This is a genomic window from Stenotrophomonas testudinis, assembly GCF_024499815.1.
Classification (GTDB): Bacteria; Pseudomonadota; Gammaproteobacteria; order Xanthomonadales; family Xanthomonadaceae; genus Stenotrophomonas.
Window position 1 is genome coordinate 95,961 of the sequence record NZ_JAMOKY010000008.1, and the last position, 14,219, is coordinate 110,179.

At 68.0% G+C, this 14,219-nt stretch carries 12 protein-coding genes; 3 read left to right on the forward strand and 9 right to left on the reverse strand.

From position 1 onward, the window contains the following. Positions 1 to 13 precede the first annotated feature (13 nt). On the forward strand, positions 14 to 2,125 hold the full coding sequence (locus tag NQ204_RS07415; protein WP_116864613.1) for a M13 family metallopeptidase: 2,112 nt from the start codon (positions 14 to 16) through the stop codon (positions 2,123 to 2,125). Between the two features lie 171 nt (positions 2,126 to 2,296). Here NQ204_RS07415 and NQ204_RS07420 read toward each other — a convergent pair whose 3' ends face one another. Continuing rightward, positions 2,297 to 3,223 (reverse strand): oxygenase MpaB family protein, encoded by a 927-nt coding sequence (locus NQ204_RS07420; RefSeq protein WP_116864612.1) that lies wholly within the window; start codon positions 3,221 to 3,223, stop codon positions 2,297 to 2,299. Positions 3,224 to 3,532: 309 nt separating this feature from the next. Here NQ204_RS07420 and NQ204_RS07425 point away from each other — a divergent pair, with 309 nt between their 5' ends. After that, complete coding sequence (locus tag NQ204_RS07425) at positions 3,533 to 4,147, forward strand: hypothetical protein (RefSeq protein ID WP_108767584.1); 615 nt, start codon at positions 3,533 to 3,535, stop codon at positions 4,145 to 4,147. A 74-nt stretch (positions 4,148 to 4,221) separates the two neighbouring features. Here NQ204_RS07425 and NQ204_RS07430 read toward each other — a convergent pair whose 3' ends face one another. The 7 genes from NQ204_RS07430 to NQ204_RS07460 all read right to left on the reverse strand — a co-directional run bounded on the left by NQ204_RS07430 (position 4,222) and on the right by NQ204_RS07460 (position 11,006). Then, complete coding sequence (locus NQ204_RS07430; protein ID WP_108767583.1) at positions 4,222 to 4,992, reverse strand: LytR/AlgR family response regulator transcription factor; 771 nt, start codon at positions 4,990 to 4,992, stop codon at positions 4,222 to 4,224. Then, the gene (locus NQ204_RS07435; protein WP_108767582.1) at positions 4,982 to 6,241 is read right to left on the reverse strand and encodes a histidine kinase; all 1,260 of its coding nucleotides are present in this window, start codon (positions 6,239 to 6,241) and stop codon (positions 4,982 to 4,984) included. The genes NQ204_RS07430 and NQ204_RS07435 overlap by 11 nt, the downstream gene beginning before the upstream one ends. 140 nt (positions 6,242 to 6,381) lie before the next feature. Then, positions 6,382 to 8,031: a M28 family metallopeptidase gene (locus NQ204_RS07440; protein WP_256643481.1), complete on the reverse strand. Its 1,650-nt coding sequence runs from the start codon at positions 8,029 to 8,031 to the stop codon at positions 6,382 to 6,384. A gap of 291 nt (positions 8,032 to 8,322) precedes the next feature. Beyond that, positions 8,323 to 9,594, reverse strand: a complete 1,272-nt coding sequence (locus tag NQ204_RS07445) for an RNA polymerase sigma factor (RefSeq protein WP_256643482.1) — start codon at positions 9,592 to 9,594, stop codon at positions 8,323 to 8,325. A gap of 58 nt (positions 9,595 to 9,652) precedes the next feature. Then, positions 9,653 to 10,063, reverse strand: a complete 411-nt coding sequence (locus NQ204_RS07450) for a VOC family protein (RefSeq protein WP_256643483.1) — start codon at positions 10,061 to 10,063, stop codon at positions 9,653 to 9,655. Positions 10,064 to 10,108: 45 nt separating this feature from the next. Next, positions 10,109 to 10,531, reverse strand: coding sequence for a VOC family protein (locus NQ204_RS07455; RefSeq protein WP_116864608.1), 423 nt, complete (start codon positions 10,529 to 10,531; stop codon positions 10,109 to 10,111). A gap of 61 nt (positions 10,532 to 10,592) precedes the next feature. After that, positions 10,593 to 11,006 carry a YciI family protein gene (locus NQ204_RS07460; RefSeq protein WP_256643484.1) on the reverse strand — a complete coding sequence of 138 codons (414 nt, stop codon included), beginning with the start codon at positions 11,004 to 11,006 and terminating at the stop codon, positions 10,593 to 10,595. A 695-nt stretch (positions 11,007 to 11,701) separates the two neighbouring features. On the opposite strand from NQ204_RS07460, the gene NQ204_RS07465 reads away from it, so the two are divergent. Continuing rightward, a complete protein-coding gene (locus NQ204_RS07465; RefSeq protein WP_116865416.1) occupies positions 11,702 to 12,109 on the forward strand; it encodes a YciI family protein in 408 nt (135 codons plus the stop codon). On the opposite strand, the gene NQ204_RS07470 is transcribed toward NQ204_RS07465, so the two are convergent. Beyond that, on the reverse strand, positions 12,087 to 14,171 hold the full coding sequence (locus NQ204_RS07470; protein WP_256643485.1) for a gluconolaconase: 2,085 nt from the start codon (positions 14,169 to 14,171) through the stop codon (positions 12,087 to 12,089). The genes NQ204_RS07465 and NQ204_RS07470 overlap by 23 nt on opposite strands. Positions 14,172 to 14,219 lie beyond the last annotated feature (48 nt).

Genomic DNA, 14,219 nt, shown 5'->3' on the forward strand with positions numbered 1-14,219 from the left:
GCAAGAGAAGTCCATGTCCAAGCTGCGCCGTCCCACCCTGGCGCTGGCCATCGTCGCCAGCCTGTCCCTGGCCGCCTGCGACCGCCCGGCCGAACCGGCCGCCGGCACCGCCGCGCCGGCCGATGCCACCCCTGCCCCGGCCAAGCCGATGCTGGGCAGCTTCGGCTTCGATGCCAGCGGCATGGACCGCAGCATCGCCGCCGGCGACGACTTCTTCGGCTTCGCCAACGGCACCTGGGTGAAGAACACCGAGATCCCGGCCGACCGTTCGCGCTTTGGCAGCTTCAACGTCATCGCCGAAAAGACCCAGGCCGATACCCGCGCGATCCTCGAAGGCGCGGCCGGCAATGCGCAGGCCAGCGGCGATGACAAGCTGATCGGCGACTATTACGCCGCGTTCATGGACGAGGCCGGCATCGAGAAGCGCGGTCTGGCCCCGGTACAGCCGCAGCTGGCCGCGATCGGCGGCATCGCCGACAAGGCGGGCCTGGCACGTGCGCTGGGCGGCGACATGCGCGCCGACGTCGACCTGCTCAACGCCACCAACTTCTACACCGACCGCCTGTTCGGCCTGTGGGTGTCGGTGGACATGCTGCAGCCGGACCGCAACGCGCCGTACCTGGTGCAGGGCGGCCTGGGCATGCCCGACCGCGATTTCTACCTGGGTGATGGCCGCATGGCCGAGCTGCGCAAGCAGTACCAGGCCTACATCGCGCAGGTGCTGCAGCTGGCCGGCGTGGCCGACCCGGCGGGCAAGGCGCAGCGCATCCTCGCGCTGGAAACCAAGATCGCCCAGGCCCACGCCAGCCAGGAAGAAACCAACAACGTGACCCTGGGTGCCAACCCGTGGACGCAGGCGGACTTCAACGCCAAGGCGCCGGGCATGGACTGGGCGGCGTTCCTGGACGCCGCCAAGCTGGGCCAGCAGCAGGACTTCATCGTGTGGCAGCCGAAGGCCGTCGCCGGCCTGTCCAGGCTGGTGGCTACCGAGCCGCTGGACGTGTGGAAGGACTACATGACCTTCCACGCCCTGGACCGCGCCGCGGCCTACCTGCCGAAGACGTTCGCCGACGCCCGCTTCGCCTTCCACGGCACCGCGCTGAGCGGCACCCCGCAGCAGAGCGACCGCTGGAAGCGTGCGGTGGACGATGCCAACCATGCCGTGGGTGAGGCCATCGGCAAGCGCTACGTGGAAAAACACTTCGACGCCAAGACCAAGGAACGCGCGGACGAGATGGCGAAGAACATCATCGCCGCCTTCGCCAAGCGCATCGACGCACTGGCCTGGATGTCACCGCAGACCAAGGCACACGCCAAGGCCAAGGTCGCCGGCCTGACCGTGGGCATGGGCTACCCGGACACCTGGCGCGACTACACAGGCCTGGAGATCCGCCGTGACGATCCGCTGGGCAATGCGCAGCGTGCGGAGCAGTTCGAGTACGCGCGCAACGTGGCCAAGCTGGGCAAGCCGGTCGACCACGACGAGTGGGCGATGCTGCCGCAGACCATCAACGCGATGAACGTGCCGCTGGAAAACCGCCTGGTGTTCCCGGCCGCGATCCTGCAGCCGCCGTTCTTCGACGGCGCCGCCGACGACGCGGTGAACTACGGTGCGATCGGCGCGGTGATCGGCCACGAGATCAGCCACGGCTTCGACAATGCCGGCGCGCTGTTCGATGAAACCGGCAAGCTGCACAACTGGTGGACGGCCGAGGACCTCAAGCAGTTCAACGCGGCCGGCGATGCACTGGCTGCGCAGTTCAGCAGTTACGAGCCGTTCCCCGGCGTGCACGTCAACGGCAAGCTGACCCTGGGCGAGAACATCGCCGACGTGGCCGGCCTGGGCACCGCCTACGACGCCTACCAGCTGTCGCTGCAGGGCAAGCCGGGCCAGACCCTGGAAGGCTTCACGCCGGACCAGCGCTTCTTCCTCGGCTTTGCCCAGGCTTGGCGCAGCAAGAGCCGCGAGCAGGCACTGCGCAACGGCCTGCTGACCGACGTGCACGCACCGGGCCAGTACCGTGCACTGACCGTGCGCAACATCGACGCCTGGTACCCGGCGTTTGAAGTGAAGGAAGGCCAGAAGCTGTACCTGGCCCCGGACAAGCGGGTCAAGGTGTGGTGATGTGATGCGAACGGGCGCCGAGAGGCGCCCGTTTTTTTGGGGCGGATGCTGCGGCGTAGCCTGCTCCGGTAGAGGCCAACCTTGGTTGGCGCTTTCCGCCATCCACGCATGGCGTGGATCTACTGCTGCGCGGCATGGATCCGTAGAACCACGCCATGCGTGCGCGATGGATCAACCCACCGCCGGCCACTCGCGCAACACGTCCACCGGCACACCCACGCGTGCGCACGCGCGCGTGGCCAGGCCATCGGGCAACGCGCGGCGGAACAACGGTGCCATGCCCTGCATCAGCTTGGCCGACGCGGCTGCCTGCGTGCGCTGGCCGGCACTGCGTTCCAGCATCGCCTCGGCCCAGTCGGGCAGCAGCGCGGCACCGGCGCCGAGGAACACCGCGCGCGACAGGCCCGGGATCGGCACCGGCAGGTTGACCGCCGACAACACCTCCAGCACCTCGCGCGACCGTGCATCGGCCAGCAGCTCCGGCTGCCGCGCGCAGAAATAGGCGGCCACCTCCGCTTCGCTGCGCGGCACATCCACCGCGCCCAGCGCTTCGGCCACGCAGCGGTACTCGTCGTAGTAGCGGTCGGCAATCTTCACCGGCACCTCGCGCCCGTAGCGGCGATAACCCTGCAGGAAACCGAACGCCTCGGTCACGTGCACCCACGTCAGCAGCTGCGGGTCGTCAGCCGCGTAGTCTTCGCCCTGCGCGGTGCGGCCGCGGATCTGCGCATGGATGCGGCGCACCTTGGCCACAAGTTTTTCCACCTCACCAGCAGGCGCGTAGCTGGTGCCGGCGACGAACGCGGTGGTCCGGCGCAGGCGGCCGACCAGGTCCTGGCGGAAGTTGGAGTGGTCGTACACGCCGGCCAGCGCGCGCGGGTGCAGGGTCTGCAGCATCAGCGCACACAGGCCGCCGGCCAGCATCGAGGGCAGCTCGGCGTGCATGCGCCAGGTCACGCTGTCCGGCCCGAACCAGCCGGGGTCGCCCAGCGGCTGGTCATAATCGATGCCGCTCTGGCCGCGCGGGAAGGCATCGAGCACCCAGCGCCGGATCGGCGCGGTGACGGGGCGGGAAAGGCGGTGCAGCAGCGGCGGCATCTTCGGTCCAGGCGGTGGCGGAATCGGCCGCGGTCTGCGCGGTCAGCCTCGATTCTGGGCGATACGGGCCGATGCAGCGAGCCCGTCGGCTCAGCCACGGCTCCATGTGCAGCCGCAGCACATTTCACCCTGCGACATCTTGACGCAGGCTACCGGCGCGATGCTGCGCCGCATCAACCTTCACCCATTCAGACAAAACCCTTACCGCGCTAGGCATTCCACCCATTGCACGGCCCGCTGGAAGTGCTAGAACTGAACCCGCCACACCGTCCAATGCTGATCGACGCACGTTCCACAAGGGAGCCAGCCATGATTGCTTTGTTCAAGGGTTTGGGACTACTGCTTCGCGACAACGAGCTCTACCACAGCCCGTTCGACAAACAGGTCGCGCACTGGCGCAACCTCAGCGAGCAGCAGATCCGCGAAGAAGTAGCGGTGTTGGCGCAGGCCAAGTGCCAATGGCTGATCGCCTCGATCATCGGCTGGCAGGCGGCATCCCTGCTCATCCTCGGCCTGATCGCCAACTACCTCTGGCGCGACGATTACCACATCACCTTTACCCGCGTGGTCGTGGTGTTCGGCTCGTGGGTGTCGATCCTGTTCGTGATCTGGTTCATGGCCAACATGTTCGACCAGCAGGCCGGTTTCGAGCGCTGGATGAAGGCATTCAACAGCCGCGCCCGCATCACTTCCAAGGCCGACAGCGTCGAGTGCGTGGCCGAAGCGCTGGACCTGGCCGAGCACTACCCGGAAGTGCTGGACTACAAGCAGGCCGTCACCACCCGGCGCGAGCTGCGCCACGAGGACATCCGCATCATGACCGAGATCGGGCGCATGCGGCAGCACTCGGAACTGGTCGGCCGGCTCAACCATGTCGGCGAAACCGAACACCACCACGATCTGACCCTGCAGCCGGCCTACTGAGGCTGGCCAACAGGTCCAGGGAAGCGGGGGGAGCCACAATGCCACCGTGCACTGTCACGGTGGCATTGTTCTTTCTACATGCCGCGGAACAGGCTCATGAACGGCTGGCTGACCACCAGCGTTTCCGGCCGCTGGCGCAGGCGCAGCACGCCGCGGCCGGTGTCATCGCGGCTGACCGCCGCCACCGCCTTCATGTTGACGATGGTCGAGCGATGCACCTGGCGGAAGTGCTGCGGGTCGAGCACCTCCAGCAGTTCGCGCAGCGGCGTGCGCAGCAGGCTTTCGCCGGCGCTGGTGACCACGGTCGTGTACTTGTTGTCGGCGCGGAAATAGACCACGTCCTCCAGCATGATCAGCTGGGTGTCGCGGCCGTTGCTGGCGGTGATCCAGGCCAGTGGCGGGCGGTCACCCGCGCCCTGTGACGGACCCAGGCGCTGCAGCAGGCGTTCCAGCACCGCATCGTCCTGGCGCGTGTTGGGCAGCCGCGAAAGGATGCGCTCGCGGGTGGCCAGCAGACGCTCGTCGCTGACCGGCTTCAGCAGGTAGTCCATCGCGCCCTGCTCGAACGCATCGATGGCGTACTGGTCGTAGGCGGTGACGAACACCACCTGCGTGCGCGGGCTCAGTTCGGACAGCGCGCGCGCCACTTCGATGCCGCTTATGCCGGGCATGCGGATATCCAGGAAGGCGATGTCCGGCTGCTTTTCGGCCAGCTGTTCCAGCGCGCTGGCACCATCTTCGCATTCGGCCACCAGCTTCAGTTCCGGCCACAACCGGCCCAGCTGTTCCACCAGCGACTGCCGCAGCAGTTCCTCGTCCTCGGCGATCAGGGCTTCAAGCGGCATGGCTGCGTTCCTTGGCCGGCTGCGGCAGGGTCATGGTAGCGGCGACGCCGCTGGGGAAATTGGCGACGATGGCCACGCCGGCCTGCTCGCCGCAGGTCAGGCGCAGGCGCTCGCGCAGGTTCTTCAGGCCGATGCCGGTGCCGCTGGTGCCCTGGCCGAAGCCCAGGCCGTCGTCGGCCACGGTCACCGTCACGTGGTCATCGAACGCACGCGCCAGGATCCAGATCGTGCCGCCGCCGGGCTTGGGTTCCAGGCCATGCTTGATCGCGTTTTCCACCAGCGTCTGCAGGGCCATCGCGGGCATGTGCACGCCGTGCAGCTCGTTGGGCACCTGCACTTCCACTGCCAGCCGCGCGCCCATGCGGATGCGCAGGATTTCCAGGTAGGCGCGGGTGCGCTCCAGTTCCACGCCCAGCGTGGACACCGATTCGTCCACCTGCGGCAGCGAACTGCGCAGGTATTGGATGAGGTGGCCGAGCATCTGTTCGGCGCGGCCGGGATCGGTGCGGGTGAGCACCTGTGCGTTGGCCAGGGTGTTGTAGAGGAAGTGTGGTTCCACCTGCGCGTGCAGCAGGTTCAGGCGGGCCACCGACAGTTCCTTTTCCACCTGGGTCTGCTCGGCCGCGGCCTGCTCGTCGCGGCGCTGGTCGGCCACGCGTCGGGTGATCGCACGGGTGACGGCCTCGGCGTTTTCGAAATTGCTGCCTTCATCCAGCGCCAGCAGGTCGGCCCACCAGCCGGCATCGGGCTCGAACAGCAGGGTGACGGTGCTGGTGCCCTGCCCCGGGGTGACCGTGGCCTGCACGCTGTTGCGCTTGATGGCCAGCCGCGCCGGCAGGTTCCAGCGCGAGGGCTGGCGGCCATTCCAGGGATCGACGCGGCGCACATAGGCGCGCACCTGCAGGCTGCCGGCAGCGCTTTCCACGTCTTCCACCCGCGGCAGTTCGGCCACGGCGGCCTCGACCAGGGCGAAGGCCGGGCCGGCATCCAGTGGCACTTCAATCTGGCGGCGCTGATGGCCGGACAGGGTGCTGCCATCAAGGCGACCGGCGATCAGCCACACCCGGCGCACATGGGTGATGGCACTGCCCAGCGCGCTGATCATCAGGAACATCGCCAACAGGCCGAAGATCCACCCCGGGCCGTCGTTCATGCCGCTGAAGATACCGCTCCAGACCATGCCGGCCACCAGCAGTGCCACGGCCCAGGCCAACAGGTGACGGAGAATGAGAGTGAGGCTGGCGATCACGGCAGCGCCTTGGAGGAAGGGGGTGAGCCGAGCATAGGTCGGCCCACCGGGCAAACAAGCGGCCTGCGACGAAGCCCCGGAAACCGGGGATGGAAGCTGTTACGGGAACGCCGGGCATGGCCCGGCGCTACCGGTGCTTCTTAGTTGCGCTGTGCGGCGCTGCTGTCACGCACGGCGCGGAACGACTCGTCGGTGCTCCAGTTCGGCCAGCTGCGCGAGTTGGCCAGCTGGTTGCCCAGCGTGTAAAGCACTTCCAGGTCGCGGGCGGCACCGGCAAACACCCAGTCCGGCTGCCATTCGTCGCCCTGCTGGTGGTAGCGCTTGGCGGTGTAATCCTCCGAGGCCTTCTTGCCGGCGGCAACGCCACCCTCCACCCAGTCCTGGCCGGCCGACCAGGACAGCGCCGGCACGCCGCGCTTGGCGAACGAGAAGTGATCGGAGCGGAAGAACAGGCCCGCTTCCGGCTTCGGGTCCGGGGTGTAGCGGATGTCCCAGCCCTTGGCGACGTCCTTCAGCTGGTCCAGCAGTTCGAAGCGCGCGGTGCCGTAGATGCCGAAGTCACGCGACGGACCGAACGGCGACATGCCGTCCATGTTGATCGCCGCCACCGTGGTTTCCAGCGGGTACAGCGGGTGGGTGGCGTAGTACTCCGAACCCAGCAGGCCCTTTTCCTCGGCGGTGACCGCCAGGAACAGCAGCGAGCGCTGCGGACGCTGGCCCTTGGCGAAGCCGCGGGCCAGTTCGATCAGCGAGGCGGTGCCGCTGGCATTGTCCAGCGCGCCGTTGAAGATGCGGTCGCCGCGCGCGTCCGGCTCGCCCACGCCGATGTGGTCCCAGTGCGCGCTGTAGATGATGGTCTCGTCCGGGTGGCTGCTGCCTTCCAGGCGTGCGGCCACGTTGTGCGAGGTGATCACTTCGGTCTTTACCGCGTACTTCGCATCCAGGCTGGCGCCGGTCAGCGGCACCGGGGTGAAGTCGCGCTGCTGCGCCTTCTTCTTCAGCGCCTCGAAATCCTGCCCGGCGGCGCGGAACAGCTCGACGGCGAGGTCGCGCTGGATCCAGCCTTCCAGCAGCGGGTGGGTCTCGGCGGGGTTGTCACGCACCACGTCGAACATGGTGTTGGTGTTGGAGCCGGCCACGGTGGCCCAGCCGTACGAGGCCGGTGCGGTCTCGTGCACGATCAGCACGCCGAGCGCGCCCTGGCGTGCGCCTTCTTCATACTTGTACGGCCAGCGCCCGTACCAGGTCATGCCCTTGCCGTCGAAGTCGCCCTTGCCGGTTTCGAAATCGGGGTCGTTGATCAGCACGACGGCGATCTTGCCCTTCAGGTCGACGCCCTTGAAGTCGTCCCAGTTGCGCTCCGGCGCTTTCACGCCATAGCCGAGGAAGACCAGCGGGGCCTTGCTGATGTCGACGGTGGTGGCGCCATTCATGGCGGCGCGCACGGCGATCTGCTTGCCCTGGTCGAGGGTGAGGGTCTTGCCGCCCTGATGCAGGGCCAGCTGCGGGGTACCGACGATGTCGCCCTTGCGCAGCGGCACGGCCTGGGTCCACAGGCGCTTGCCATCCTGCAGGTCACCACCCGGCTGCAGGCCGGCGGCGGCAAACTGCTTGCTGAGGTAGGCAATGGTCTTTTCTTCGCCGGCAGTGGCCGGTGAGCGGCCCTCGTAGGCGTCGGAGGCCAGTTCCTTGACGTCGGCGGAGATCCGCGCGCCATCGAATTTCGGCGTGGCGGCCATCAGTGCGCTCGACACCGACAGGGCCAGGATGCCCAGTACTGCTCGTTTCATTGCTCTCTCCAGCAGGAAAATCCTTCCGGAGTGTAATGGGATTCGGCAGGGCTGCGCCCTGCACCTGCGGTAGTGCTGGCCGCTGGCCGGCAACTTCAAAAGCAAAAGCCCGCATTCCGTGGGATGGCGGGGTGGGTCCGGTTGCGGGGGACGCCGTGAATCCGCCCGTGGAGGCTTTGGCGCGCCATCCATGGCGCTTACACCCCCGCAACCGGACCCGCACCGCCTTCGACAGATTCCCTGCGGCTGCCGCTGGGTGCCGACCGTTGGTCGGCACTCAACACGAATGCGTCATGAAAAGGGCCCTGACCCCAATCGATGAGCACGGGCCAGCAGCACCGACCGCTCGCGGGCATTGCCGGTGAGCGCGGCCGCCTCGCAGAAGGCGGTGGCGGCATCCTCACGCCGACCCAGCTGCAGCAGCAGCTCGCCCCGTACCACCTGCAACGGGGCATAGCTCTGCAACCGCGCATCGACCAGCAACGGCTGCAACAACCCCCAGGCCGCGAACGCGCCGTCACTGCGCGACACCGCCACCACCCGGTTCAGGGCCACCACCGGCGAGGGCATCACCTGTAGCAGCTGCGCATACAGCGCGGCGATGCGTGCCCAGTCGGTGTCTTCGGCACGGCGCGCGGTGGCATGGCAGGCTGCGATACGTGCCTGCAGGACGTAGGCATCCTTGCCGCCGCCGGCATCCAGCGCACGCTGCAGCGCTTGTTGCCCGCGTTCAATCTGCAGCCAGTCCCAGCGCGCGCGGTTCTGCACGTCCAGCAATACCGGCTGGCCCTGCGCATCAACGCGCGCCGCCGCGCGCGAGGCCTGCAGTTCCATCAGCGCCAGCAGGCCAAGCACCGGCGGCGCGGGCAGCCGATGGGCGAGGATGCGGGCCAGCCGCAACGCTTCCTCGCACAAGGCCGGCCGCATCCAGTCATCGCCGGCACTGGCCGCATAGCCCTCGTTGAAGACCAGGTAGATCGCTTCCAGCACCGAGGCCAGCCGCTCGGGCAGCGCCTCGGCACGCGGTACCTCGTAGGGCACCTGCTTCTGCACCAGGGTGCGCTTGGCGCGCACGATGCGCTGGGCGATGGTCGGCTCCGGCTGCAGGAAGGCACGGGCGATCTCGGTGGTGGTCAGACCGCCCAGCAGGCGCAGGGTCAGCGCCACCCGTGCATCGGCCGGCAGCACCGGATGGCAGGCTACGAACATCAGCCGCAGCAGATCATCGCCGAGGTCGTCTTCCAGTGCCTGGCTGTCATCGGGTGCGGGCAGCGCCACCGGGTGCAGTTCCTCGCCCCATTGCGCATGCTGCTGCGCCACGCGCTGGTGCTGGCGCAGCACATCGATGGCACGGTTGCGCGCGGTGGTCATCAGCCAGGCTCCGGGGTTGTCCGGGATGCCCTGCGCCGGCCAGCGCTCCAGCGCGGCCAGCCAGGTGTCCTGGGCCAGCTCCTCGGCGCGGCCGACATCACCGCCGAGCAGCCGCGCCAGGCGCGCGATCAACACCGGCGATTCCATCCGCCAGAGGCTCTGCAGTCGCTGGCTCAGGGCGGGCTCGGTCATGCGCCGATCACAGCACGCAGGCCGTGCCCGCACAAGCGCCAGCAAACGGCGTCGGCCATCAGCCCGGCTCGCCATCCATATACGCGATTTCCCACAGGTGGCCATCCAGGTCCTGGAAGCCGCGCTGGTACATGAAGCCGTAGTCACGGGCCGGTTGCGGTTCGCTGCCACCTGCGGCCACCGCCTTGTCCACCATCACGTCCACCGCCTTGCGGCTGGCCGCGGAAAGGCAGGTGATCACCTCGGTCTCCGCGTGCGCATCGGCAATGTTCTTGTTGGTGAACTGCTGGAAGAACGGCTTGACCAGCAGCATCACGAAGATGCTCTCGCTGATGACCATGCAGGCGGCATCTTCATTGGTGTAGGCCGGATTGAAGCTGTAGCCCAGCGCGCTGAAGAAGTCCTTGGACTGTTGCAGGTCCTGCACGGGCAGGTTGACGAAGATCATCTGCGGTTGCGGTGCGCTCATCGTTGCGTTTCCTGTGTGTGATGCGAGGTGGGTGTTGGAGCCGGATCAGGGCTGCTTCATGCAGTTGACCATCCACGGCTTGCCGAAGCGGTCGATCAACATGCCCCAGCGATGCGCCCAGAACGTTTCGGCGATCGGCATCTGCACCTGGCCGCCTTCGGCCAGCGCGGCGAACACGCGCTCGGCTTCCTCGATGCTGTCGACGTCGACATTGATGGTGGTCGAGCCGCCCTCGCCCCCGCCCGGGCCATCGGCGGCCATCAGGATCGCGCCGTCGATCTCCAGCTGGCTGTGCGCCACGTGGTCGAGGGTTTCGGCAGGCATCTCATTGCAGCCCGGCGAACCATCGGACGGCGGCATGTCGCGGTACTTCATCTCCGAGGTGACCTGGCCACCGAGGGCCTTGGCATAGAAGACCATCGCATCGTGGGCTTGGCCGCTGAAGCCAAGGAAGGGAATCAGTTTCATGGCAATGCTCCGTTGGGTGGTCGCGCCGGGGCGTACCGGCGGATGTGACAGGGAAGATCGATCAGTTTTCCAGCTGTTCCCGCAGACGCTGTTCCTGCTGCTGTAATTCGGGGGTGAAGGCTTCACCGAAATCCTCGGCGGTGATCAGCTGACGCAGCTCGAGGGTGCCGCCAGCGCCGAACGGGGCACGGCTGGCCCATTCGATGGCCTCGTCCAGCGAGCGCACGTTCCACAACCAGAAGCCGGCGATCTGCTCGCTGGGCGGGCCGAAGGGGCCGGCCTGGACCTGCGAGGCGGCGGCACCAAAATGAATGCGGCGGCCACGGGCGGTGGCGTGCAGGCCTTCACCGGCGAGCATGATGCCGGCGGCGACGAGTTGTTCGTTGTAGGCGCCCATTTCGGCCAGTTCCGCTTCGCTGGGCAGGCGGCCGGCTTCGGAATCGGCGTTGGCTTTGACGATCACCATGACTTTCATGTCGGTCTCCCGTGGGCGGCGTTCTGCGCGCCCTTCATGGGTACGACGAACCGGGGGATAGGGAATCGACAGGTCGGTTGTTTTTTTTTTCTGCGCGGAAGGCGCGCCTGCGGCGGGGGATCGGCGAACGGCGGAGCCCCTCCGTGGTGGGGTCTGGGTTGCTCGATTACCGGGGTTGGCCGGGAGGGTAGACGGGTCGGGGGACGCCGTGAACCCATCCTTGGGGGCTTGGCCGCGGCATCCATGCCGCGGACACCCCCGCCCCGCCTACCCACCCGGCCTCTGACAGTTTCCCGCGGCCTCCACCACGGAAGATCAAGAGAAGAAGGCAAAAGCAAAAGCAAAAGCAAAAGCGGTGCGCTGGCGGGCTCGGCTGTGCGAGCGAAGCGACCCGCTTTTGTTCTTTTCTCTTGATTTTTCAGGGTGGCGCGCGGGAACGTGTCCGTGGCCGGGAGGGTGGGTTGGCTGGGGGCGTGAGCCGCATGGATGCGGCGACCGAGCTTACATGGACGTACTTGCAGCGTCCCCCAGCCAACCCACCCTCCCGGCCAACCCTCACTCCCCGGGCTTTCAGCCCCCACCACGGAGGGGCTCCGCCGTTCACCGATCCCCCGCCGCAGGCGGCCTTTCGCGCTGCAGCATGCCCGCAACCCAACCTGCGCCATCATGAAACCCCGCCCCGCCAGGACCGTACCATGCAGCAGTACCTGCTCCTCATCTACATCGAACCCGCCCTGCTGCAGGCCCTGCCCAGCGACGAGTTCAATGCACTGATGCGCGACTGCCTCGCCCACGCCGATCAGCTGCAGGCCGAAGGCACCCTGCTGGCCGCACAGAAACTGCAGCCGGTCGACACCGCCCAGACCCTGCGCGTGCGCGATGGCCACAGCCGCGTGCTCGACGGCCCCTTCGCCGAAACCCGCGAACTGCTGGCCGGCTTCAACCTCATCCGCGCACGCGACCGCGACGAGGCCATGCGCATCGCCTGCGAATTCCCCTGGGCACGCTTTGGCAGCATCGAAGTGCGACCGCTGGAAGACATGGACGCCGAGCGCGAACGTTGCGGCGCGCCGGCCGCGGCTATGGCAGCAGCCGCACCCTGATATCGCGCTTGCCGATGCCTTCGTTGCCGCTGTAGTCGCGTGCACTGCCGCGGATGATGTATTCGCCCGGCGGCAGCGCCGCCGGCTGCCAACGACCGGTTTCCATCAGGCCATCGCGCACGGTGTTGGTCGCCAGGTAGCGGAAGCGGGTCACCGCGCTGCCATGCACGGTGATGCCGCTGTCCGGTGCATAGGCCACCTTCACCGCCTGCTTCTGCGGCGGCATGCGGTTGAACACGATGTTCCAGCGCGGCTGCTCGTAGCCCTGCAGCGGTTGCCCGGCCGCGTCGAGGATCTGGTAGCCCACCTGGTACGGCCCCAACCGGCGGCGCGGCAGGTTGTTGTCCACCTGGTCCCACGCCTCCACCACGATCTGCACGCCACGCCCCTGCCTGGCCAGCATCACCACGCCGTCGCTGCCCGCAGCCAGCGGCTGGTCGTTGTCATCCAGCAGGCCGACATCGGTGATGCGCGGTGCGAAGTGGTCGGCGTAGCCGGTGAAGCCCAGCGCCACCGCATTGGTCTCGAAACCGCTGGTGCCCACCTGCAGGTGCACGTGCGCCTGGCTGTTGATGCTGCCCAGACGGTCGCCAACGTGGATGCGCGTACCACGCCGCACGCGGATGCGCTCCAGCTTGCCGTCCTCGCCGTACAGCGGCTGCCAGCGTGCATCGAACGGCTCGCCGGCGGGAGTGCGGCCCACCCGCATGTGGATGTAGTTCAGGCGCCCCACCGCCAGCCCTTCGGCCTGGCCACCCAGGCTCCACGCCGCGATCGGGCTGCTGATCTTGCCGTCGGCGATGGCCAGCACGGTCTGCCCCACGTCGCCGCGCACGTCGAAGCCGCCGTGCAGGTGGTGGCGGCTCTCGCCGGTGAAGGTGCCGCGCACTTCGCCCAGCGTGCCGACCACTTCATGCCAGCCCTGCTGCGGTGCCAGCGGCCAGCGCCCGCCGGTATCGGGCAGCGCGGCGTCCGCGGCGGGCCCGACCAGCGCCGGTGCAGGCAGCGCGCCCACTGCCAACGGTCGCACGCGGTGCACGCGGTAAGCGGCGGCGTCGGCCACCAGCAGGCTGCCGTCGTCCTCCACAGCCAAGCCGCTGGGTCGGGCAAGGCGCGGCAACCGATCGTTGCCGAGCAGTGTGATCTGGTGGCCCTGCGGGGTTACCTGCACGATGCGCCCGCCAAAGTCGCCCACGTACAGCACGCCGTCGTGGGTCGTGGCCAGCGACAGCGGCCCGTTGATGACGCCATCGTTGCCGACCACGGTGCTCACCGTGCCGTCGGCACCGACACGGCGCACCGCGTTGTTGAAGAAGTCGGCCACCAGCAGCGCACCGTGCGCGTCGAAGGCCAGTGCCACTGGTGTATCGAAGCGGGCCTCGCCACCCACTGCATCGGCGAAGCCCGGGCGATCGCCACCGGCTAGCGTGCGCACGTTGCCATCGGTGCCGATCACCCGGATGCGGTCGTTCCAGGTATCGGCCACGAACACCTGGCCCTGCGCGTCCACGGCAATGCCCATCGGGCCGTCAAAGCGCGACTGTGCGGCCGGGCCATCGGCATAGCCCTGCGTGCCACCGGCCACGGTGGTCACCTGGCCATCGGTGCCGATGCGGCGGATCGCGTGGTTGCCGGTGTCGGCCACGTACAGGTTGCCCTGCGCATCGGCGGCGATGCCCGACGGCGTATTGAAGCGCGCCTGCAGGCCCGGACTATCGGCCAGGCCTTCGCCCTGCCCGGCCACCGTTTCAACGCGTCCATCGGGAAGCCGGCGGCGGATGCGGTTGTTGTCACCGGCATCGGTGAAATACACGCTGCCATCGGCGGTGCGCAGCAGCGCATAGGGCTCGGCGAAGCGCGCCTGGGCCGAGGTGCCGTCGCGGTCACCGGGGTGGCCATCACCGGCCAGCGGCTCGATCTGCGCGGTCCAGCCCAGCGGCGTGGGCTGCGGGCCAACGGGTGCGTCCGGTGCCTGTGCGGGGCGTTCCCACCAGGTGGCCGCCAGCGCGGCTGCCGTTGCCACCACCACTACCCCCACCGCCATCCATTGCCGCCGTGCCATCGCTCGCGTTCGCCCTGCCCTGAAAGAGGCCACGACGATAGACGCTGG